At 67.9% G+C, this 15,965-nt stretch carries 13 protein-coding genes; 3 read left to right on the forward strand and 10 right to left on the reverse strand.

Annotation, left to right across the window (positions count from 1 at the left end; translation table 11 throughout):
• The first annotated feature begins 157 nt into the window (after positions 1-157).
• Positions 158-1,042 carry a LysR substrate-binding domain-containing protein gene (locus AAID08_RS17900; RefSeq protein ID WP_336235112.1) on the forward strand — a complete coding sequence of 295 codons (885 nt, stop codon included), beginning with the start codon at positions 158-160 and terminating at the stop codon, positions 1,040-1,042.
• 63 nt (positions 1,043-1,105) lie between these two features.
• On the opposite strand, the gene AAID08_RS17905 is transcribed toward AAID08_RS17900, so the two are convergent.
• Positions 1,106-1,327: a hypothetical protein gene (locus tag AAID08_RS17905; RefSeq protein ID WP_054430075.1), complete on the reverse strand. Its 222-nt coding sequence runs from the start codon at positions 1,325-1,327 to the stop codon at positions 1,106-1,108.
• 178 nt (positions 1,328-1,505) lie between these two features.
• A complete protein-coding gene (locus AAID08_RS17910) occupies positions 1,506-2,129 on the reverse strand; it encodes a TetR/AcrR family transcriptional regulator (RefSeq protein WP_054502088.1) in 624 nt (207 codons plus the stop codon).
• A 132-nt stretch (positions 2,130-2,261) separates the two neighbouring features.
• Here AAID08_RS17910 and AAID08_RS17915 point away from each other — a divergent pair, with 132 nt between their 5' ends.
• The gene (locus AAID08_RS17915) at positions 2,262-3,545 is read left to right on the forward strand and encodes an MFS transporter (protein WP_395756719.1); all 1,284 of its coding nucleotides are present in this window, start codon (positions 2,262-2,264) and stop codon (positions 3,543-3,545) included.
• A 149-nt stretch (positions 3,546-3,694) separates the two neighbouring features.
• Complete coding sequence (locus AAID08_RS17920; protein WP_395756720.1) at positions 3,695-4,492, forward strand: alpha/beta fold hydrolase; 798 nt, start codon at positions 3,695-3,697, stop codon at positions 4,490-4,492.
• 62 nt (positions 4,493-4,554) lie between these two features.
• Here the strand turns inward: AAID08_RS17920 and AAID08_RS17925 are convergent, their stop codons facing one another.
• From AAID08_RS17925 to AAID08_RS17960, 8 genes are all read right to left on the reverse strand, one after another.
• Entirely contained in the window at positions 4,555-5,292 is a 738-nt protein-coding gene (locus AAID08_RS17925) for an ABC transporter ATP-binding protein (RefSeq protein ID WP_006383976.1), read from the reverse strand.
• Positions 5,289-6,089: an ABC transporter ATP-binding protein gene (locus AAID08_RS17930; RefSeq protein ID WP_006383977.1), complete on the reverse strand. Its 801-nt coding sequence runs from the start codon at positions 6,087-6,089 to the stop codon at positions 5,289-5,291. The genes AAID08_RS17925 and AAID08_RS17930 overlap by 4 nt, the downstream gene beginning before the upstream one ends.
• Positions 6,086-7,174 carry an ABC transporter ATP-binding protein gene (locus tag AAID08_RS17935; protein WP_144654875.1) on the reverse strand — a complete coding sequence of 363 codons (1,089 nt, stop codon included), beginning with the start codon at positions 7,172-7,174 and terminating at the stop codon, positions 6,086-6,088. Before AAID08_RS17935 ends, AAID08_RS17930 begins: the two co-directional genes overlap by 4 nt.
• The gene (locus AAID08_RS17940) at positions 7,171-8,100 is read right to left on the reverse strand and encodes a branched-chain amino acid ABC transporter permease (protein ID WP_049073110.1); all 930 of its coding nucleotides are present in this window, start codon (positions 8,098-8,100) and stop codon (positions 7,171-7,173) included. Before AAID08_RS17940 ends, AAID08_RS17935 begins: the two co-directional genes overlap by 4 nt.
• A 161-nt stretch (positions 8,101-8,261) precedes the next feature.
• On the reverse strand, positions 8,262-9,407 hold the full coding sequence (locus AAID08_RS17945) for a branched-chain amino acid ABC transporter substrate-binding protein (RefSeq protein ID WP_049073109.1): 1,146 nt from the start codon (positions 9,405-9,407) through the stop codon (positions 8,262-8,264).
• 187 nt (positions 9,408-9,594) lie between these two features.
• Positions 9,595-13,416: a trifunctional transcriptional regulator/proline dehydrogenase/L-glutamate gamma-semialdehyde dehydrogenase gene (gene putA, locus AAID08_RS17950; protein ID WP_054502084.1), complete on the reverse strand. Its 3,822-nt coding sequence runs from the start codon at positions 13,414-13,416 to the stop codon at positions 9,595-9,597.
• A 167-nt stretch (positions 13,417-13,583) separates the two neighbouring features.
• On the reverse strand, positions 13,584-14,276 hold the full coding sequence (locus AAID08_RS17955) for a membrane integrity-associated transporter subunit PqiC (RefSeq protein ID WP_054502083.1): 693 nt from the start codon (positions 14,274-14,276) through the stop codon (positions 13,584-13,586).
• A gap of 4 nt (positions 14,277-14,280) precedes the next feature.
• Positions 14,281-15,945 (reverse strand): intermembrane transport protein PqiB, encoded by a 1,665-nt coding sequence (locus AAID08_RS17960; protein WP_054502082.1) that lies wholly within the window; start codon positions 15,943-15,945, stop codon positions 14,281-14,283.
• Positions 15,946-15,965 lie beyond the last annotated feature (20 nt).

A 15,965-nucleotide genomic window follows, 5' to 3' on the forward strand; every position in this document is an offset into this window, starting at 1 on the left:
AGGCTGCCGGACACGGGTTGCTGGCGTCATCAAAGCGATCCTCTCGGTTTAGTTTTCGTGGCGTCGAAAATTCAAACCGACCGCACCATGATGGCAACAAGCTCCTATAATCAGAAGCGATGATTTCTGCCACCATGCTTTAGAAAAACTAAACTCGATGCCCCCCGTCCCGCTTCAGACCCTGCGCACCTTCGTCGAAGTCGGCCAACGCGGCAGCATCAAGGCCGCGGCCCAGGCGCTGCACGTCACCCCGGGCGCGATCAGCCAGCAGATCCGCCTGCTGGAAGACCGCGTCGGCCTGGCGCTGTTCACCCGCGAACGCCAGGGCCTGCGCCTGACGCCGGCCGGCGCCACGCTGCATCCCGCCCTGCTGCAGGCCTTCGCGCAGATCGACCAGGCCATGGCGGCGCTGGAGGCCAGCAAGGGGCAACACACGCTGACCATCAGCACGGTCGCCACCTTCGCCGCCTCGTGGCTGGTGCCGCGGCTGGGCGCGTTCAAGCAATTGCATCCGGGAATCGAGATCCGCGTGGAGGCGACCTCGGCATTGACCGACCTGCGCCGCGACCGGGTCGACGTCGCCCTGCGCCACGGCCTGGGCGACTACCCGGGACTGGAAAGCGTGCGCCTGATGGCGCCGGTGCTGGTGCCCGTGGCCAGTCCGCAACTGGTCCCGCCGGGCGCGATCCGCGAACCCGCCGACTGCCTAGATTACCCGCTATTGCATGACTCGGACCGCGCCGACTGGCCCCTGTGGCTGGCGGCCTGCGGCGCGCCGGCGGATCCGCGCGCCGAACGCGGCAATGCCTTCGAGGATGACTTCCTGCTGATCCGCGCGGCGGAATCCGGCCAGGGGCTGGCCCTGGTGCCGCAGCAGTACGCGCAGCAGGAGATCGCCGCCGGCCGGCTGGCGCAGGTGCTGGACAAACCATGGCCCGCGCGATTCGCCTACTACGCGGTCACCGTGCCGGGCGCGGCCGAGCGGCCGGAGGTACGGGCTTTCCTGGACTGGATCATCGACGCCGCGGCGGGAGCGGCCTGACAACGGCCTCCCCATGAAAAAACGCCAGCAATCGCTGGCGTTTTTCTAGCGCATGGCCCGGGTTCAGCGGCGGGCGGAGATCACCGGATGCTGGCGGCGGCCGGCGTCCATGTCGTGCAGCACTTCGCCGACGGCCCCGCCCAAGCGGCGCAGGCGCAGCTTCAGCCGACGCCAGCCCATGCGCGAGAACGGGCCGGACAGGGTTTCCGCCTTGATGGCCTCGCGGATCAGGGACCGCTCCAGCGCATCCGACATGCGGGCATTTTTCAACGCGGTATCGCTCATGATTCTCTCCTTGAGAAAGCGCGATGGGGGAACAGCACGAGTCCATCTTAGACCCGCGCATGCTGCGTTGCAATAAAAATGCCTAGCATTATTTTTGGCGTTGCGAAATAAGTACAAACACCACCACAACGGTGCATCCGGCACCACATCTGGCACCAGTATTGTGCAGTGCAAAAACCTATCGCCGCCCCAGATGTGCGTCAATCAGCAGGTCGGCCATGTCGGCCACCCGGGCGGCCGGACCGCCCTCGCCGAACAACTGGCTGGAGACGAAGGCGCCCTCGATCAGCAGCAACAACCCATCCCCCAGCTTGGCGGGATCGGGCGCGCCCATCTCGGCGGCCATGGCGGCCAGGCGCCGGCGCAGCTCGACCTTGTGCTCGACCGCGACCACGCGGGCCGGATGGCCGGCCTCGGGATATTCCACCGCGGCATTGGTCAAGCCGCAGCCGCGATAGCCGTTCTGCACCGCCCGCACGCTCAGGCCCGACAGATAGGCCCGCAACCCCGCCTGGGGATCGCCGGGATGCGCGTCGCAGGCGGCGTTGAAGCGCCCCCAGAACTCGGCGTCGTAGTCGCGCAGATAGACCGCGGCCAGTTCGTCCTTGGACGAAAAGCTGCGGTACAGGCTGGGCTTGGTGACGCCGGCCTGGTTGACGATGGCGTCCACGCCCACCGCCCGGATGCCGTCGCGGTAGAACATCTCGCGCGCCGTCTTGCGGATGCGATCGGCCGCCAGGAGCGGCTTCGCGGGCGTATCGGCGACGGCGGTCTTGCCACCCGCCGGGGATTTGCTGGCCATGACTGGAACTCCTCACTGAGACCGGCCGGCAAGGCCGGCCGCCCTGAAAACAGGGACGTCAAAAATACCTCTTGACGATGTTACTAACCGGTACGTACTATTCGCAAACCAAATTACGTACCGGTCAGTAACATGAGTATAGCCCACCCCCCCATCCCCTTCCGCCGCGCCGGCCAGAAGTACGCGTTCGTCGTGGTCGCGGTCGTGTTCCTGGCCCTGCTGGTATCGGCCGGCCTGCGCTCCTCGCCCAGCGTGCTGCTGGTGCCGCTGGAGGAAAGCTTCGGCTGGAACCGCGGCACCACCTCGTTCGCCGCCGCCGTCGGCATCTTCCTGTACGGCCTGGTCGGGCCGTTCGCCGCGGCCGCCATGGAACGCTTCGGCCTGCGCCGCGTGCTGATCGCCGCCTTGTCGTTGATGGCCGCCTCCAGCGCCATCAGCGCCTATATGACCCAGCCGTGGCACCTGCTGATGACGTGGGGCGTGTTCTCGGGCATCGGCTCGGGCGCGGTCGCCGTGGTCATGGGCGCGACCGTGGTCAACCGCTGGTTCAGTAAGCATCGCGGCCTGATGATGGGCCTGCTGACGGCCAGCACCGCCACCGGCACGCTGATCTTCCTGCCGCTGCTGGCGGCGCTGGCGTCGTCGGGCGACTGGACCCGGGTGGTGTGGACCGTGGCCGGCGCCGCCGCCGCGCTGGTGCCGCTGGCCTGGTGGCTGGTGCCCGACCGCCCCGCCAGCGTCGGCCTGGTGCCGTTCGGCAGCGATCCGCATGCGCCGCCCGCGCCCGTTGCGCCGCGCACCGGCATGATCGCCGCCACCTTCGGCGCCCTGGGCCGCGCCGCCAAGACCCGCACCTTCTGGTTCCTGTTCGCCACCTTCTTCATCTGCGGTTTCACCACCAACGGACTGGTCGGCACGCACCTGATCGCGCTCTGCGGCGACCATGGCATGCCCGAAGTGCAGGCGGCCGGCCTGCTGGCGATCATGGGCATCTTCGACTTGTTCGGCACCACCGCCTCCGGCTGGCTGACCGACCGCTACGATCCGCGCAAGCTGCTGTTCGTCTATTACGGACTGCGCGGCCTGGCGCTGGTCTACCTGCCCTACTCCGACTTCTCGTTCTACAGCCTGGCGATCTTTGCGGTGTTCTTCGGCCTGGACTGGATCGCCACCGTGCCGCCCACGCTGCGCCTGGCCACCGAAGCCTTCGGCGACCGGGAGGCGCCCATCGTGTTCGGCTGGATCGTCGCCGGCCACCAGTTGGGCGCGGCCAGCGCGGCCTGGATGGCGGGCGTGGTGCGCGAGTCGCAAGGCAGCTACCTGATGGCCTTCGTCGCAGCCGGCGCCACTGGCCTGATCGCCGCCGTCATCGCCCTGCTGATCGGGCGCGAGCGGATCGTGCCGCAGCCTGCCTGAGCCGGCCTTCCCGCCAGCGCGCCGGCGGCGACGCCGCCCCGTTGACGCTGGCGCCGGCGATTTGATAGGATGGCTGCACTTTGAAAACGCCCTCCCGGTCCGCCGGGAGGGCGTTTCGTTTTCGTTCCCCTCACACAAGGAAACCTGGAATGAAGACGTCCCTTGAAATCCATCCCGGCTCGCCGGCCGGTCTCGGCTATGCGCGCCTGGGCCACGGCCCGATCCCCGTGCTGGTCCTGCACGACTGGCTCGGCGACCACGGCAGCTACGATGCCGTCATGCCCTGGCTCGACGGCCAGGCCTTCACCTACGTGTTCGCCGACCTGCGCGGCTACGGCCAATCCATCGCGCTGACCGGCGCCTGCACGGTCGAGGAAATCGCCGCCGACTGCCTGGCGCTCGCCGACCGGCTCGGCTGGCAGCGGTTCCACATCGTCGGCCATTCGATGACCGGCATGATCACGCAACGCCTGGCCGCGGACGCGCCGTCACGCATCGCCAGCGCCATCGCGGTATGCCCCGTCTCCGCCACCGGCAACCGCCTGGGGCCGGAGGCCCTGGCGTTCTTCGCCAGCACCACCGAGGACGACGAGGCCTTGCGGCGGCTGTTCCGGCATGTCTCCAGCGGCCTGTCCGACGGCTGGGCCGACGCCAAGGTCCACCACAACCGCGCGACCGTGGCGCCCGCCTGCCGGCGCAAGTACCTCGACATGCTGGTGACGGCGGACTTCGTCGACGCCGTGCGCGGAATCGAGACGCCGTTCCTGGTCGTGGTCGGCGATCGAGACCCGGGAATCGACGCGCAAGCGATGCAAGGCAGCTTCCTGGCCTGGCATCCCAACGCGACGCTGCACGTCATTGCGCATTGCGGCCATTACCCGATGCAGGAATGCCCGCCCGCCTTCGCCGCCCTGATCGAGGGCTTCCTCAAGCGCCAGACCGGCTGAGCCCGACGCGCATGAAAAAGCCCGGCATGGCCGGGCTTTTTCATTGCGGCAAATGGACGGGCCTACGCCTCTTCCACTTCCCCCAGGTACGCGGCGCGCACCTTGGGATCGTGCAGCATGTCGGCGGCGGGACCGGACAGCGTGATCTCGCCGGATTCCATCACGTAGCCGCGGTGGCTGTTCTCCAGCGCCAGGCGGGCGTTCTGCTCGATCAGCAGGATCGTGACGCCTTCGCTGGCGATGGTGCGCACCACTTCGAAGACCTTCTCGACCATCAGCGGCGCCAGTCCCATCGAGGGTTCGTCCAGCAACAGCAGCTTCGGCCGCGCGATCATCGCGCGGCCCATCGCCACCATCTGTTGCTCGCCGCCCGACAGCGTGCCGGCCGCCTGCTTGCGGCGCTCGGCCAGGCGCGGGAACAGCGTGAACACGCGGTCGGTGTCCTGCCGCACCTGCGCGGCGTCGCGCCGGATGTAGGCGCCCATCGCCAGGTTTTCCTCGATGGTGAGCTGGCCGAAGATGCCGCGGCCCTCGGGCACCATCACCAGGCCCTGGCGCACCAGCTCGTGCGACTTCTGGCCGCCGATGGACTGGCCGCCGTAGACCACTTCGCCGCCGGCCAGCGGCACCAGGCCGCAGATTGCGCGCAGGGTCGTGCTCTTGCCGGCGCCGTTGGCGCCGATCAGGCACACCAGTTCGCCTTCGTCCACGCGCAGGTCGATGCCACGCACCGCGCGGATGCCGCCGTAGGCGACCTGCAGGCCGCGCAGTTCCAGTAGGGGTTTGCTTGCCGTCGTCATGCCGGGCGCTCCTGATGAATCAGCGGATCCTGGGCGGCGCCCGCGCCCAGATACGCTTCAATGACCTTGGGGTCGCGCTGCACCTGGGCGGGTTTGCCCATGGCCAGCACCTTGCCGTATTCCAACACCAGCACGCGATCGCACAGGCCCATGACCAGCTTCATGTCGTGCTCGATCAGCAGCACCGTGACGCCGTCGTCGCGGATCTTCTCGATCAGCTTGCGCAGCACCACGGTTTCCGAGGCGTTCATGCCGGCGGCCGGCTCGTCCAGCGCCAGCAGCTTGGGATCGGTGGCCAAGGCGCGCGCGATTTCCAGGCGGCGCTGGTCGCCGTAGGGCAGCGAACGCGCCACGTCGTTGGCGCGGTGGCCGATGCCGACGTAGTCCAGCAGCTCCTGGGCGCGGGCCTCGATGGCGGCTTCCTCGGCACGCGTGCCGCGGGTACGGAACACCGCGCCCAGCACGCCGGCGCGGGTGCGCATGTGGCGGCCGATCATGACGTTCTCGATCGCGCTCAGGTTGGCGAACAGGCGGATGTTCTGGAAGGTGCGCGCCAGGCCCGCGTGCGCCACCTCGTGCGGTTTCTTGCCCGACATCGAGGCGCCGTTGAAGGTGCAGCTACCGTCTTCCGGGATGTAGAGGCCCGTAAGCACGTTGAACAGCGTGGTCTTGCCGGCGCCGTTGGGGCCGATCAGGCCGTAGATCTCGCCCTGCTCGATGTCGAAGCTGACATCCGACAAGGCCTGCAGGCCGCCGAAGCGTTTGCCCAGTCCCTGGGCTTGCAGCAGTTTGCTCATGCCGCGCCTCCCTGGGTCTTGGTCGAAAGTTCGCGCTTGCGCACGGCCGACGGCCACAGGCCGGCGGGACGGAACAGCATCACGCACACCATCGCCAGGCCGAACAGCAGCATGCGGATGCCCTCGGGATCCAGCACCACGGCGCCGAACACCATCTGCTGCACCGGCTCGACCACCGCGCGCAGGAATTCCGGCAGCGCGGCCAGGATCAGCGCGCCCAGGATCACGCCCGGGATGTGGCCCATGCCGCCCAGCACCACCATGCACAGGATGGAAATGGATTCCATCAGCGAGAAGCTCTCGGGGCTGACGAAACCCTGCATCGACGCGAACAGCGCGCCCGCCACGCCGCCGAACGAGGCGCCCATGGCGAAGGCCAGCAGCTTGATGTTGCGGGTGTTGATGCCCATGGCCTTGGCGGCGATCTCGTCTTCGCGGATGGCTTCCCAGGCGCGGCCGATGCGCGAGTTCTGCAGCCGCACGCACACCAGGATGATGATCAGCGTCAGCGCCAGCAGCAGGTAGTAGTACTTCTCCGGCCCGGTCACGCGGATGCCCAGCAGGCTCTCGGTGCGGCCAAAGGCGAACTCGCCCACCTTGAACGTATCGATGCGGTTGATGCCCTGCGGGCCGTTGGTGATGTTGACCGGCGCGTTCAGGTTGTTCAGGAAGATGCGGATGATCTCGCCGAAGCCCAGCGTCACGATGGCCAGGTAATCGCCGCGCAACTTGAGCGTCGGCGCCCCCAGCAGCACCCCGAACAGGCACGCCACCGCCAGCGCGATCGGCAGGATCGCCCAGAACGGCAGGTGCAACCCGAAATGCGGCGAGGCCAGCAGCGCCCAGGTGTAGGCGCCCACCGCGTAGAACGCGATATAGCCCAGGTCCAGCAGGCCGGCGAAGCCCACCACGATGTTCAGGCCCAGCGACAGCATCACGTACAGCAGCGCGAAGTTCAGGATGCGGACCCAGCTCTGGCCGGCCATGCCGATCACGAACGGCAGCACCGCCAGCACGATGCCGATCAGCGCGATGCCGATCAGGTTGCGGGTCGACAGCCCGCTGTGTTTCAGGGTGGTGCTCATGCGCGGTCCCCCACACGCTCGCCCAGCAGGCCGGACGGACGGAAAATCAGCACCAGCACCAGCACGAAGAACGCGAACACGTCCTGGTAGTGGCTGCCCAGGAAACCGCCGGTCAGGTCGCCGATGTAGCCGGCGCCCAGCGATTCGATGATGCCCAGCAGCAGGCCGCCCGCCATGGCGCCGACCAGGTTGCCGATGCCGCCCAGCACCGCGGCCGTGAAGGCCTTCAGGCCCAGCATGAAGCCCATCGTGTACTGGGACACGCCGTAGTAGGTGGCGACCATCATGCCGGCCACCGCGGCCAGCGCCGAGCCGATCAGGAACGCCGCCGAGATCACGGTGTTGATGTTCACGCCCATCAGGCCGGCCACTTCGCGGTTCTGCGCGGTGGCGCGCATGGCGGTGCCCAGGCGCGTCTTGTGCACCACGGCCAGCAACCCGCCCATGATGAGCGCGGCGATCGCGACGATGGCGATCTGCAGCGTGCTCATGCGCGCGCCGAAGATCTCGAACACCCGCGGCGACAGCACCTGCGGGAAGTTCAGGTAGTTGCGGCCCCAGCCCATCATCGCCACGTTCTGCAGGATGATGGACACGCCGATGGCGGTGATCAGGGCGGCCAGGCGCGGCGCGCGGCGCAGCGGCCGGTAGGCCACGCGCTCGGCGGTCCAGCCCACGGCCATGCACAGCGGCACGGACACCAGCAGGCCCAGGCCCAGCACCATGAAGGCGGACGCGGACGGGTCGCCGCCGACCAGCGAGATGGCGATCGTGGTGGCCGCCATCGCGCCGATCATGACGACGTCGCCATGCGCGAAGTTGATCAGCCCGATGATGCCGTACACCATGGTGTAGCCAAGGGCGACCAGGGCGTACACGCTGCCGAGCGTGACGCCGTTAATCAGTTGTTGAATGAAGATATCCATAGGGGCCGTGGAAATAAGCCTGGAAAAATCGCGCGAGGATCGGATGCGGCGCGGCCCGGGGGCCGCCTTCGCGCAAATCGCCGCCGCGCCGGGCGGCGCGCGCGGGGTCAATCAGGATGGCCAGGCACGGCGGCGCCGCGTCCTGGCCGGGTCAGGCGGCCTTAGTTGGCCTGGCTGACCATCGTTTCAACCATCTCCCACTTGCCATTCTTGACTTCGTAGATGGTGACGGAGATTTCCTTCAGGTCGCCGTTCTTGTCGTAGGCGATGTGCTCGCTGGTCGCGCCCTTGCGGTTCAGCTTGGCCAGTTCCGGCAGGTACTTCTCGGGCTTGGCCGAGCCGGCCGCTTCGATCGCCGCGATCATGTTCCAGGCGCCGTCATAGGCGTAGGGCGCGTAGACGCCGGGGGCCTTCTTGAAGCGCTCTTGGTAGCGCTTTTCGAAGTCCTTGCCCGCGGCCATCTTGTCCAGCGGCACGCCGGCCAGCGAGGCGAAGGTGCCGTCGGCGGCGTCGCCGGCCAGCTTGATGAAGGTGTCGCTGCGGGTCATTTCGCCCGAAACCAGCGGCGACTTCAGGCCCAACGTGGCCAACTGGCGCTTCATCGGGCCGGACTGCGCGTCCAGGCCGCCGTAGAAGATGGCGTCGGGCGCCGAGCCCTTGATGTTGGTCAGGATGGCCGTGAAGTCGTTGGCCTTGTCGGTCGTGTACTCGCGGCGCACCACCTGGCCGCCGGCGGCCTTGACGGCCTTCTCGACCTCGTCGGCCAGGCCCTGGCCGTAGGCGGTGCGGTCATCGATGATGGCGACCTTCTTGGCCTTCAGGCTTTGCACCATGAACTTGCCGACCGCGGCGCCCTGCTGGGTGTCGCTGGTCATCATGCGGAAGGTGGTTTCGTAGCCCTGCTTGGTGTACTCGGGCGACGTGGCCATGGCGATCTGCGGCAGGCCGGCTTCGTGGTAGACGCGCGAGGCGGGGATCGTGGTGCCCGAATTGAAGTGGCCCAGGATGCCGACCACGTTCTCGTCGACGAGTTGCTGCGCCACCTGCACGCCGACGCGCGGATCGGCCTGGTCATCGCGCGACACCAGCACGAACTTGGCGGGCTGGCCGTCGACCTTGATGCCCTTCTTGTTGGCTTCTTCCAGGGCCAGGTTCAGGCCGTTCTGCATGTCCTCGCCGTAGTGCGACTGGGGACCGGTCAGGGGCGCGGCAAAGCCGAACTTGACGTCGGCGGCCTGCGCGGCGGCGGCCATGCCGACGGCGGCGATGCTGGCGGCGACAAGCTTCAAAGTGGTGCGAAACTTCATGGGAATCCTCCGGTATGTCGGATGTGGCTTTGTTATACCTGGGCTTTTGGGCCAGGTGATCTATTTGAGTGCGATTGCCGGGTTGCCACAATCGAACTTCAGGTGCGACCGGATTTTGCTTCCAGTGCAACCTCGCTAGATATTGGAGATAACCCTTGGTTTCCCAAGGGTTACCCCTCGGTCACGTTCAACCGATGGTCATGAGGCTGGCGTTGCCGCCGGCCGCCGCCGTATTGACGCTGATGGAACGCTCCGTCAGCAGGCGCTCGGGCACATACGAGGCGCCGGCCGCCAGGGCATCCGAGGTCAATCCATGCACCGCCAGGATGGCGCCGGGGCGTTGCGCGATGCGCTGGTTCAGCGTGCGCAGCGTGTCGCCATCGCCTTCGAACAGCACCGCATGGTAATCGGCGTGGTCGACCTCGGCATCGGCCAGAATGCCCGCCTGCCCCTGCTGCTCGGCGTCCAATCCCGCCAGCAGCGCCTGCGCCGCCGGCGTATCGGCGAACCACGCGTGATTGCCGGTCAGACGCGCCGCCGCCCATTGGGCACGCGCGCCGGCCTCCGTGGCCGCCACACAATAGACCGCGCCGCGCGGCTCGACCATATAAGTGTTGGTCTCGCCAGTGGGACCCGGCAATGCAATGCGCTGCGGCAACGGCGCGGCCGCGTCCAGCGCCGGCGGCAACCCCTCGGGGCGCGTGCCCAGCAGGCGGTACATATATAGCGGGCCGCCAGCCTTGGGACCGGTGCCCGACAGGCACTCGCCGCCGAACGGCTGCACGCCGACCACCGCGCCGACGATGTTGCGATTGACGTAGACGTTGCCGGCGTGGACCTGGCCGGTCACGTGGGCGATGGTCTCGTCGATGCGGGTATGCACGCCGAAGGTCAGGCCATAGCCGGTGCCGTTGATGGCGTCCAGCAGCCCGTCCAGCTCGTCGCGGGCGTAGCGCACCACGTGCAGCACCGGACCGAACACCTCGCGGGTCAGTTCGCTGATGTGGTCGATCTCGATGATGGTGGGCGCCACGAACGTGCCGTGGCGGCATTCGCCATTCAACTCCACCTGGTCCACGCGGTGGCCCGCCGTGCGCATCGCATCGATGTGGCGCTGGATATTGTTGCGCGCCTCCGTATCGATGACCGGTCCGACGTCGACCGACAGGCGGTCGGGATTGCCCACGCTGAGCTCGCGCATGGCGCCGCGCAGCATGGTCAGGACGTGATCGGCATTGTCTTCCTGCACGCACAGCACGCGCAGCGCGGAACAGCGCTGGCCGGCCGAATCGAATGCGGAGCTGAGCACATCGAACACCACCTGCTCGGCCAGCGCCGACGAGTCGACCACCATGGCGTTCTGGCCGCCGGTCTCGGCGATCAGCGGGATGGTGTGGCCGTCGTCGTCCAGGCGGTCGGCCAGCGTGCGCGCGATGATGCGCGCCACGTCGGTCGAGCCGGTGAACATCACGCCGCGCACGCCGGGGCTGGCCACCAGTTGCGCGCCCACGGTTTCGCCGCGGCCCGGCAGCAGTTGCACGGCGCCCGGCGGCACGCCGGCGGCGCGCAGGATCGCCACCGCCTGCGCCGCGATCAGCGGCGTCTGCTCGGCGGGCTTGGCCAGCACGGTATTGCCGGCCGCCAGCGCGGCCGCGACCTGGCCGGTGAAAATGGCCAGCGGGAAATTCCAGGGGCTGATGCACAGCACCGTCCCGAGCGGACGATGGGTGTCGTTGCTGAATTCGCGGTCGGCCTGGTCGGCGTAGTAGCGCAGGAAGTCCACCGCTTCGCGCACCTCGGCGATGGCGTTGGGCAGCGACTTGCCGGCCTCGCGCACGATCAGGCCCAGCAGGGTCTGCATCTGCTCTTCCAGCATTTGCGCGGCGCGGCGCAGGCATTGCGCGCGCTCGGCCACCGGGGTCGACTGCCAGATGGGCGCGGCATTGGCGGCGGCGCGCAGGGCGGCCTCGGCTTCCTCGCCATTGGCTTCGATGACGTGGCCAACCACGTCGTGCAGGTTGGCGGGGTTGCGCACCTCGATGGCCCGCGCCGTGTCCCAGGCGCCATCGCCCTCGCCCAGCATGGGCGCGGCGCGCCAGGGCGTGGCGGCGCTGGTCAGCAGCGCGGCCGAGAGCGAGCCCAGGCGGTGTTCGTTGCTCAGATCCAGGCCGGCGGAGTTGGCGCGCGCGCCCTGCTGCGGATTGCCGTAGAGTTCGCGCGGCAGCGGGATCTTCTCGTGCGGCGCGCCCAACGGCACGATGCGCGAGGCGGCCTCGACCGGATCGGCCACCAGCGTCTCGACCGGGATGCTCTCGTCGCCGATCAGGTTGACGAACGAGGTGTTGGCGCCGTTTTCCAGCAGGCGGCGCACCAGGTAGGCCAGCAGCGTTTCGTGCGTGCCGACCGGCGCGTAGATGCGGCAGGGGCGGTTCAGCTTGCCCTGCGCCAGCGGTCCGACCACTTCGTCGTACAGCGGCTCGCCCATGCCATGCAGGCACTGGAATTCATACTGGCCGGGGTAGTAGTTCTGGCCGGCCAGTTGGTAGATCGCCGACAGCGTGTAGGCGTTGTGGGTGGCGAACTGCGGATACACGGCTTCCGGCGCGCCCAGCAGCTTGCGGGCGCAGGCCAGGTAGGCCACGTCGGTGTAGACCTTGCGGGTGTAGACCGGATAGCCCTCCAGGCCGTCGACCTGGGCGCGCTTGATCTCGCTGTCCCAGTAGGCGCCCTTGACCAGACGCACCATCACGCGATGACGGCTGCGGCGGGCCAGGTCGATGACGTAGTCGATCACGAACGGCGCGCGCTTCTGGTAGGCCTGGATGACGAAGCCGATGCCGTTCCAGCCCTCCAGCTCGGGCGTGAAGCACAGCGCCTCCAGCAGATCCAGCGAGATCTCGAGGCGGTCGGCTTCCTCGGCATCGATGTTCAGGCCAATGTCGTAGCTGCGCGCCAGGATGGTCAGCGCCTTCACGCGCGGCAGCAGCTCGGCCATGACGCGTTCGCGCTGGGCGCGCGAATAGCGCGGATGCAGCGCCGAAAGCTTGATGGAGATGCCGGGGCCTTCGTAGATGCCGCGGCCGGCGGCGGCCTTGCCGATGGCGTGGATGGCCTGTTCGTACGAGGCGTAATAGCGGTCGGCGTCCTCGGCCGTGGTGGCCGCTTCGCCCAGCATGTCGTATGAATAGCGGAAGCCGCGGCTTTCCATCTTGCGGTTGTTGGCCAGCGCTTCGGAAATGGTCTGGCCCGAAACGAACTGCTCGCCCATCATGCGCATGGCGATGTTCACGCCCTTGCGCACCAGCGGTTCGCCGCCCTTGCCGATCAGGCGCGTCAGCGCCTTGGACAGCGACTGCTCGCTGCTCACGGCCACCAGCTTGCCGGTGATCATCAGGCCCCAGGTGGCGGCATTGACGAACAGCGACTGCGAGCCGCCCATGTGCGACTTCCAGTCGCCGCGCGCGACCTTGTCGCGGATCAGCGCGTCGCGCGTGGCGCGGTCGGGAATGCGCAGCAGCGCCTCGGCCAGGCACATCAGCGCCACGCCTTCCTGGCTCGACAGCGAGAATTCCTGGATCAGGCCTTCGACCCCGCCGCCGGTGCGCTTGCCGCGCAGCTTCTTGACCAGGTCAGTGGCCATCGCATGCACTTTTTCCAGGTTCGGCATGCGCGCCTGGCCCAGCAGCAGCGGCACGCATTCCGGCTCGGGGCGGCGGTAGGCGGCGGTAATGGCCGCGCGCAGCACCGATTGCGGCTGCACGTCCTGGCCGAATTCGTAGAACGGCGGCGTGGCGGCGGCCTGGTGTTCGCCCCCCTCGTCATCGCCTCCCTCTTCCCCGCCCAGATGGGACATCTCGGCGGGCAGGTGGCCGCGCTCGATCTTGTCCAGGTAGGCAAGGATCGCCTGCTTGTGCAGCCAGTGCGGCGTGCAGTTGAGTTTGTGCGCGGCGGCCTTCAGGCGATCGCGTAGCGCGTCATCGACCTTGACGCCGAGGGTGGTGCTGGCCATAAGAGATTGCTTCCTGTCGCATGGCAAAGGTCACACCGGACCCGCAAGGGGGCCCGGCATCGGTAGGACCGTATGCTAGTCAGGTTGCAACCGGGTTTGTATTAAGGTTAACCCTAGGGTTAACCGATTGAGATCGCGGCAGGTTTTGGCACCCTGCCCGTCCCTTTTTATGGCTTGTCGGCATCGGGCAGCGGCGAGCAGCCCAGCATCCGCACCGCGCCGCCGCTGTCGGGCGTCTGCCCGCGGATGGCGGACGCCATGGCGCCCGCCAGCGCCGCCACCGCGCGCTGCTGCGCGGCGACCAGCGCGGGGATGCCGGCCTCCGACACGGTTTCGGTGACGACGCTGCGGCACAGCAGGCCGTTACCCTTGAGATTGACCGGCCGCACCCGCCAGGTGGCGTCCAGTTGCGCCATGCTGCCGGACACCAGGTCGAACCGCTGCACGTCGGTCTGCACCCGCCAGACCGGCGCGGTGGGCGCGGGCTTGACCACCTGCACGTCCAGCGCGCCCAGGTCGTGCTTGAGCGCGTCGGACAGCGCACCGCGAATCTCGTCCCCCAAGGGCGAACTCCAGCGCTCGGAATACATCGCCGCCACGCTGCCGTCGCCGGTGCGGACCATCAATTGAGGCTGGTCGGCCTGGGCCGCCACATTGACGCCCTGCACTTCCAGCAGGAACGGCGCGGCGGCGCGCGGCACGGCCGGGGGCTGGGGCGCCGGCCCTTGCAGCGTGTAGTAGTGCACGGGCGGCGACGAGGCGCAGGCGGCCAGCAGCAGCGGCAGCGCCAACAGCGCCAGGCCGCGCGCAAACGGGCCGGGGCGGGAGGTCGGGAAGGGACGGAAATCGAGTCGGGTCATGGGTTCAGTTCCTGACGGGGCCGGCGCCCGGAATCGGGTCCTGGCCGCGGCCGCGCAACAGCGCTTCGGGGTTGGACTGCAGGAAGTCCGCCAACGCGCGCAGCGAGCGGGCGGCGCGGCTCAGTTCCTGCATGGCCTTCTCGGCATTGACCGGCAACGACGAATCCGACGCCACCAGGGCGTTGAGGCTGGCCATGGACTCGCGCGCCTGCTTGAGCACGCCTTGTGCCTCGGGCGCCACCTGCTTGTCCAGGCGGTTCATCAGCTTGGACGTGCTGGCCAGCGTGGTGCGCAGGTCCTCGCCGATCTTGTCGAACGGAATCTTGTCGATCTTGGCGACGATATTGCTGACCTGCTGCTGCAACTGATCGAGCTGGCCCGGCACGGTCGGGATCATCGCCGGCGTGGTCATCTTGAATTCCACCGGCTTGACGTTGGGGAACTCGTCCAGCACCACGTACAACTGGCCGGTCAACAGGTTGGCGGTGCGCAACTGGGCGCGCAGGCCGTGCTTGACCATGATGCCCAGCAGGCGCCCGCCGGCCTCGTCGCCGTCCTTGATGGCGTGCTCGCGCACTTCGTCGTACACGCGGCCCAGGCGTTCCGGATACAGCGTCGCATCCACCAGCGCGAAGAAGCGCTTGCTGACGGGATCGAAGTCCATGTTGATCTGCGTGACGTTGCCCAGCGTGATGCCCGAGAAGTCGATCGCCGCGCCCACCGCCAGGCCGCGGATCGACTGATCGAAGCGCATGCGGATCGGGAAGGCTTCGCCGTCGGGGTTGGCCTTGGCGGCCGCCTCGGTGGCGTATAGCTCGAAGTGCGAATCGGCCGCCGCCGGGGTGTTGGCGTCACGCGCGCTGTAGACCGGCTCGAACGCCACGCCGCCCACGGCCATCGACACCAGCGACTGGGTCCGCACCTTCAGGCCCTCGGCGTTGACGCTGAAATCCACGCCGCTGGCGTTCCAGAAGCGGGTGCCGTTGGTCACGAACTTGTCGTTGGGCGCGTCGACGAATACCTCGACGTTGACGGCATTGCCGGTCTTGTCCAGTGCGTAACCGATCACGCGGCCGACGTTGATGCGGCGGAAATACACCGGCGACCCGATATCCAGCGACCCCAGGTCCGCGGCCTTCAGCTTGAAGCGCTTGCCGGCGCGGTCGTGCGTCACGGCCGGCGGCGTCTCCAGGCCGACGAAATGCAGTTTGGTCGCCTTCTTGGACGAGTCCTTGCCCTCGACCGCGTCCACGCCGATGTAGGCGCCGGACAACAAGGTGCCCAGGCCGGACACGCCGCTGACGTCCAGGCGCGGGCGCACCACCCAGAAGTTGGTGCCCTCGCGCGCCAGGTCGGCGACTTCCCTGGACAGCTCGGCCTGCACCACCACCTTGCTGCGATCGGCGTTGAAACCGATCGACTTGACGGTGCCGACGTTCACGTCCTTGTAGCGCAACTGGGTCTTGCCGACCTCCAGCCCCTCGGCCGTATTGAACTCGATCGACAGATCAGGGCCGGCCTGCATCCAGGTCCGCACCACCAGCGACAGGCCCATCAACGCCGCAACGACCGGCACGAGCCAGATCCATGAAATCCGGCTCTTGCGCTTGCGCGAGATCGTGGGCGACGCATACTTCTCTTCACCAGATCCAGGTGCTTGGTCGGACATTGGTATTTCCTTTTCTTCTT

Origin of the sequence: Achromobacter sp. EB05, assembly GCF_044232075.1 — a bacterium.
GTDB classification, from domain to species: domain Bacteria; phylum Pseudomonadota; class Gammaproteobacteria; order Burkholderiales; family Burkholderiaceae_B; genus Achromobacter; species Achromobacter dolens.

Excerpts from the sequence above, each read along its gene's own strand:
- AAID08_RS17900 (WP_336235112.1), top strand. The coding sequence starts at position 158 with ATGCCCCCCGTCCCGCTTCAGACCCTGCGCACCTTCGTCGAAGTCGGC.
- AAID08_RS17905 (WP_054430075.1), bottom strand. The coding sequence starts at position 1,327 with ATGAGCGATACCGCGTTGAAAAATGCCCGCATGTCGGATGCGCTGGAG.
- AAID08_RS17910 (WP_054502088.1), bottom strand. The coding sequence starts at position 2,129 with ATGGCCAGCAAATCCCCGGCGGGTGGCAAGACCGCCGTCGCCGATACG.
- AAID08_RS17915 (WP_395756719.1), top strand. The coding sequence starts at position 2,262 with ATGAGTATAGCCCACCCCCCCATCCCCTTCCGCCGCGCCGGCCAGAAG.
- AAID08_RS17920 (WP_395756720.1), top strand. The coding sequence starts at position 3,695 with ATGAAGACGTCCCTTGAAATCCATCCCGGCTCGCCGGCCGGTCTCGGC.
- AAID08_RS17925 (WP_006383976.1), bottom strand. The coding sequence starts at position 5,292 with ATGACGACGGCAAGCAAACCCCTACTGGAACTGCGCGGCCTGCAGGTC.
- AAID08_RS17930 (WP_006383977.1), bottom strand. The coding sequence starts at position 6,089 with ATGAGCAAACTGCTGCAAGCCCAGGGACTGGGCAAACGCTTCGGCGGC.
- AAID08_RS17935 (WP_144654875.1), bottom strand. The coding sequence starts at position 7,174 with ATGAGCACCACCCTGAAACACAGCGGGCTGTCGACCCGCAACCTGATC.
- AAID08_RS17940 (WP_049073110.1), bottom strand. The coding sequence starts at position 8,100 with ATGGATATCTTCATTCAACAACTGATTAACGGCGTCACGCTCGGCAGC.
- AAID08_RS17945 (WP_049073109.1), bottom strand. The coding sequence starts at position 9,407 with ATGAAGTTTCGCACCACTTTGAAGCTTGTCGCCGCCAGCATCGCCGCC.
- putA (WP_054502084.1), bottom strand. The coding sequence starts at position 13,416 with ATGGCCAGCACCACCCTCGGCGTCAAGGTCGATGACGCGCTACGCGAT.
- AAID08_RS17955 (WP_054502083.1), bottom strand. The coding sequence starts at position 14,276 with ATGACCCGACTCGATTTCCGTCCCTTCCCGACCTCCCGCCCCGGCCCG.
- AAID08_RS17960 (WP_054502082.1), bottom strand. The coding sequence starts at position 15,945 with ATGTCCGACCAAGCACCTGGATCTGGTGAAGAGAAGTATGCGTCGCCC.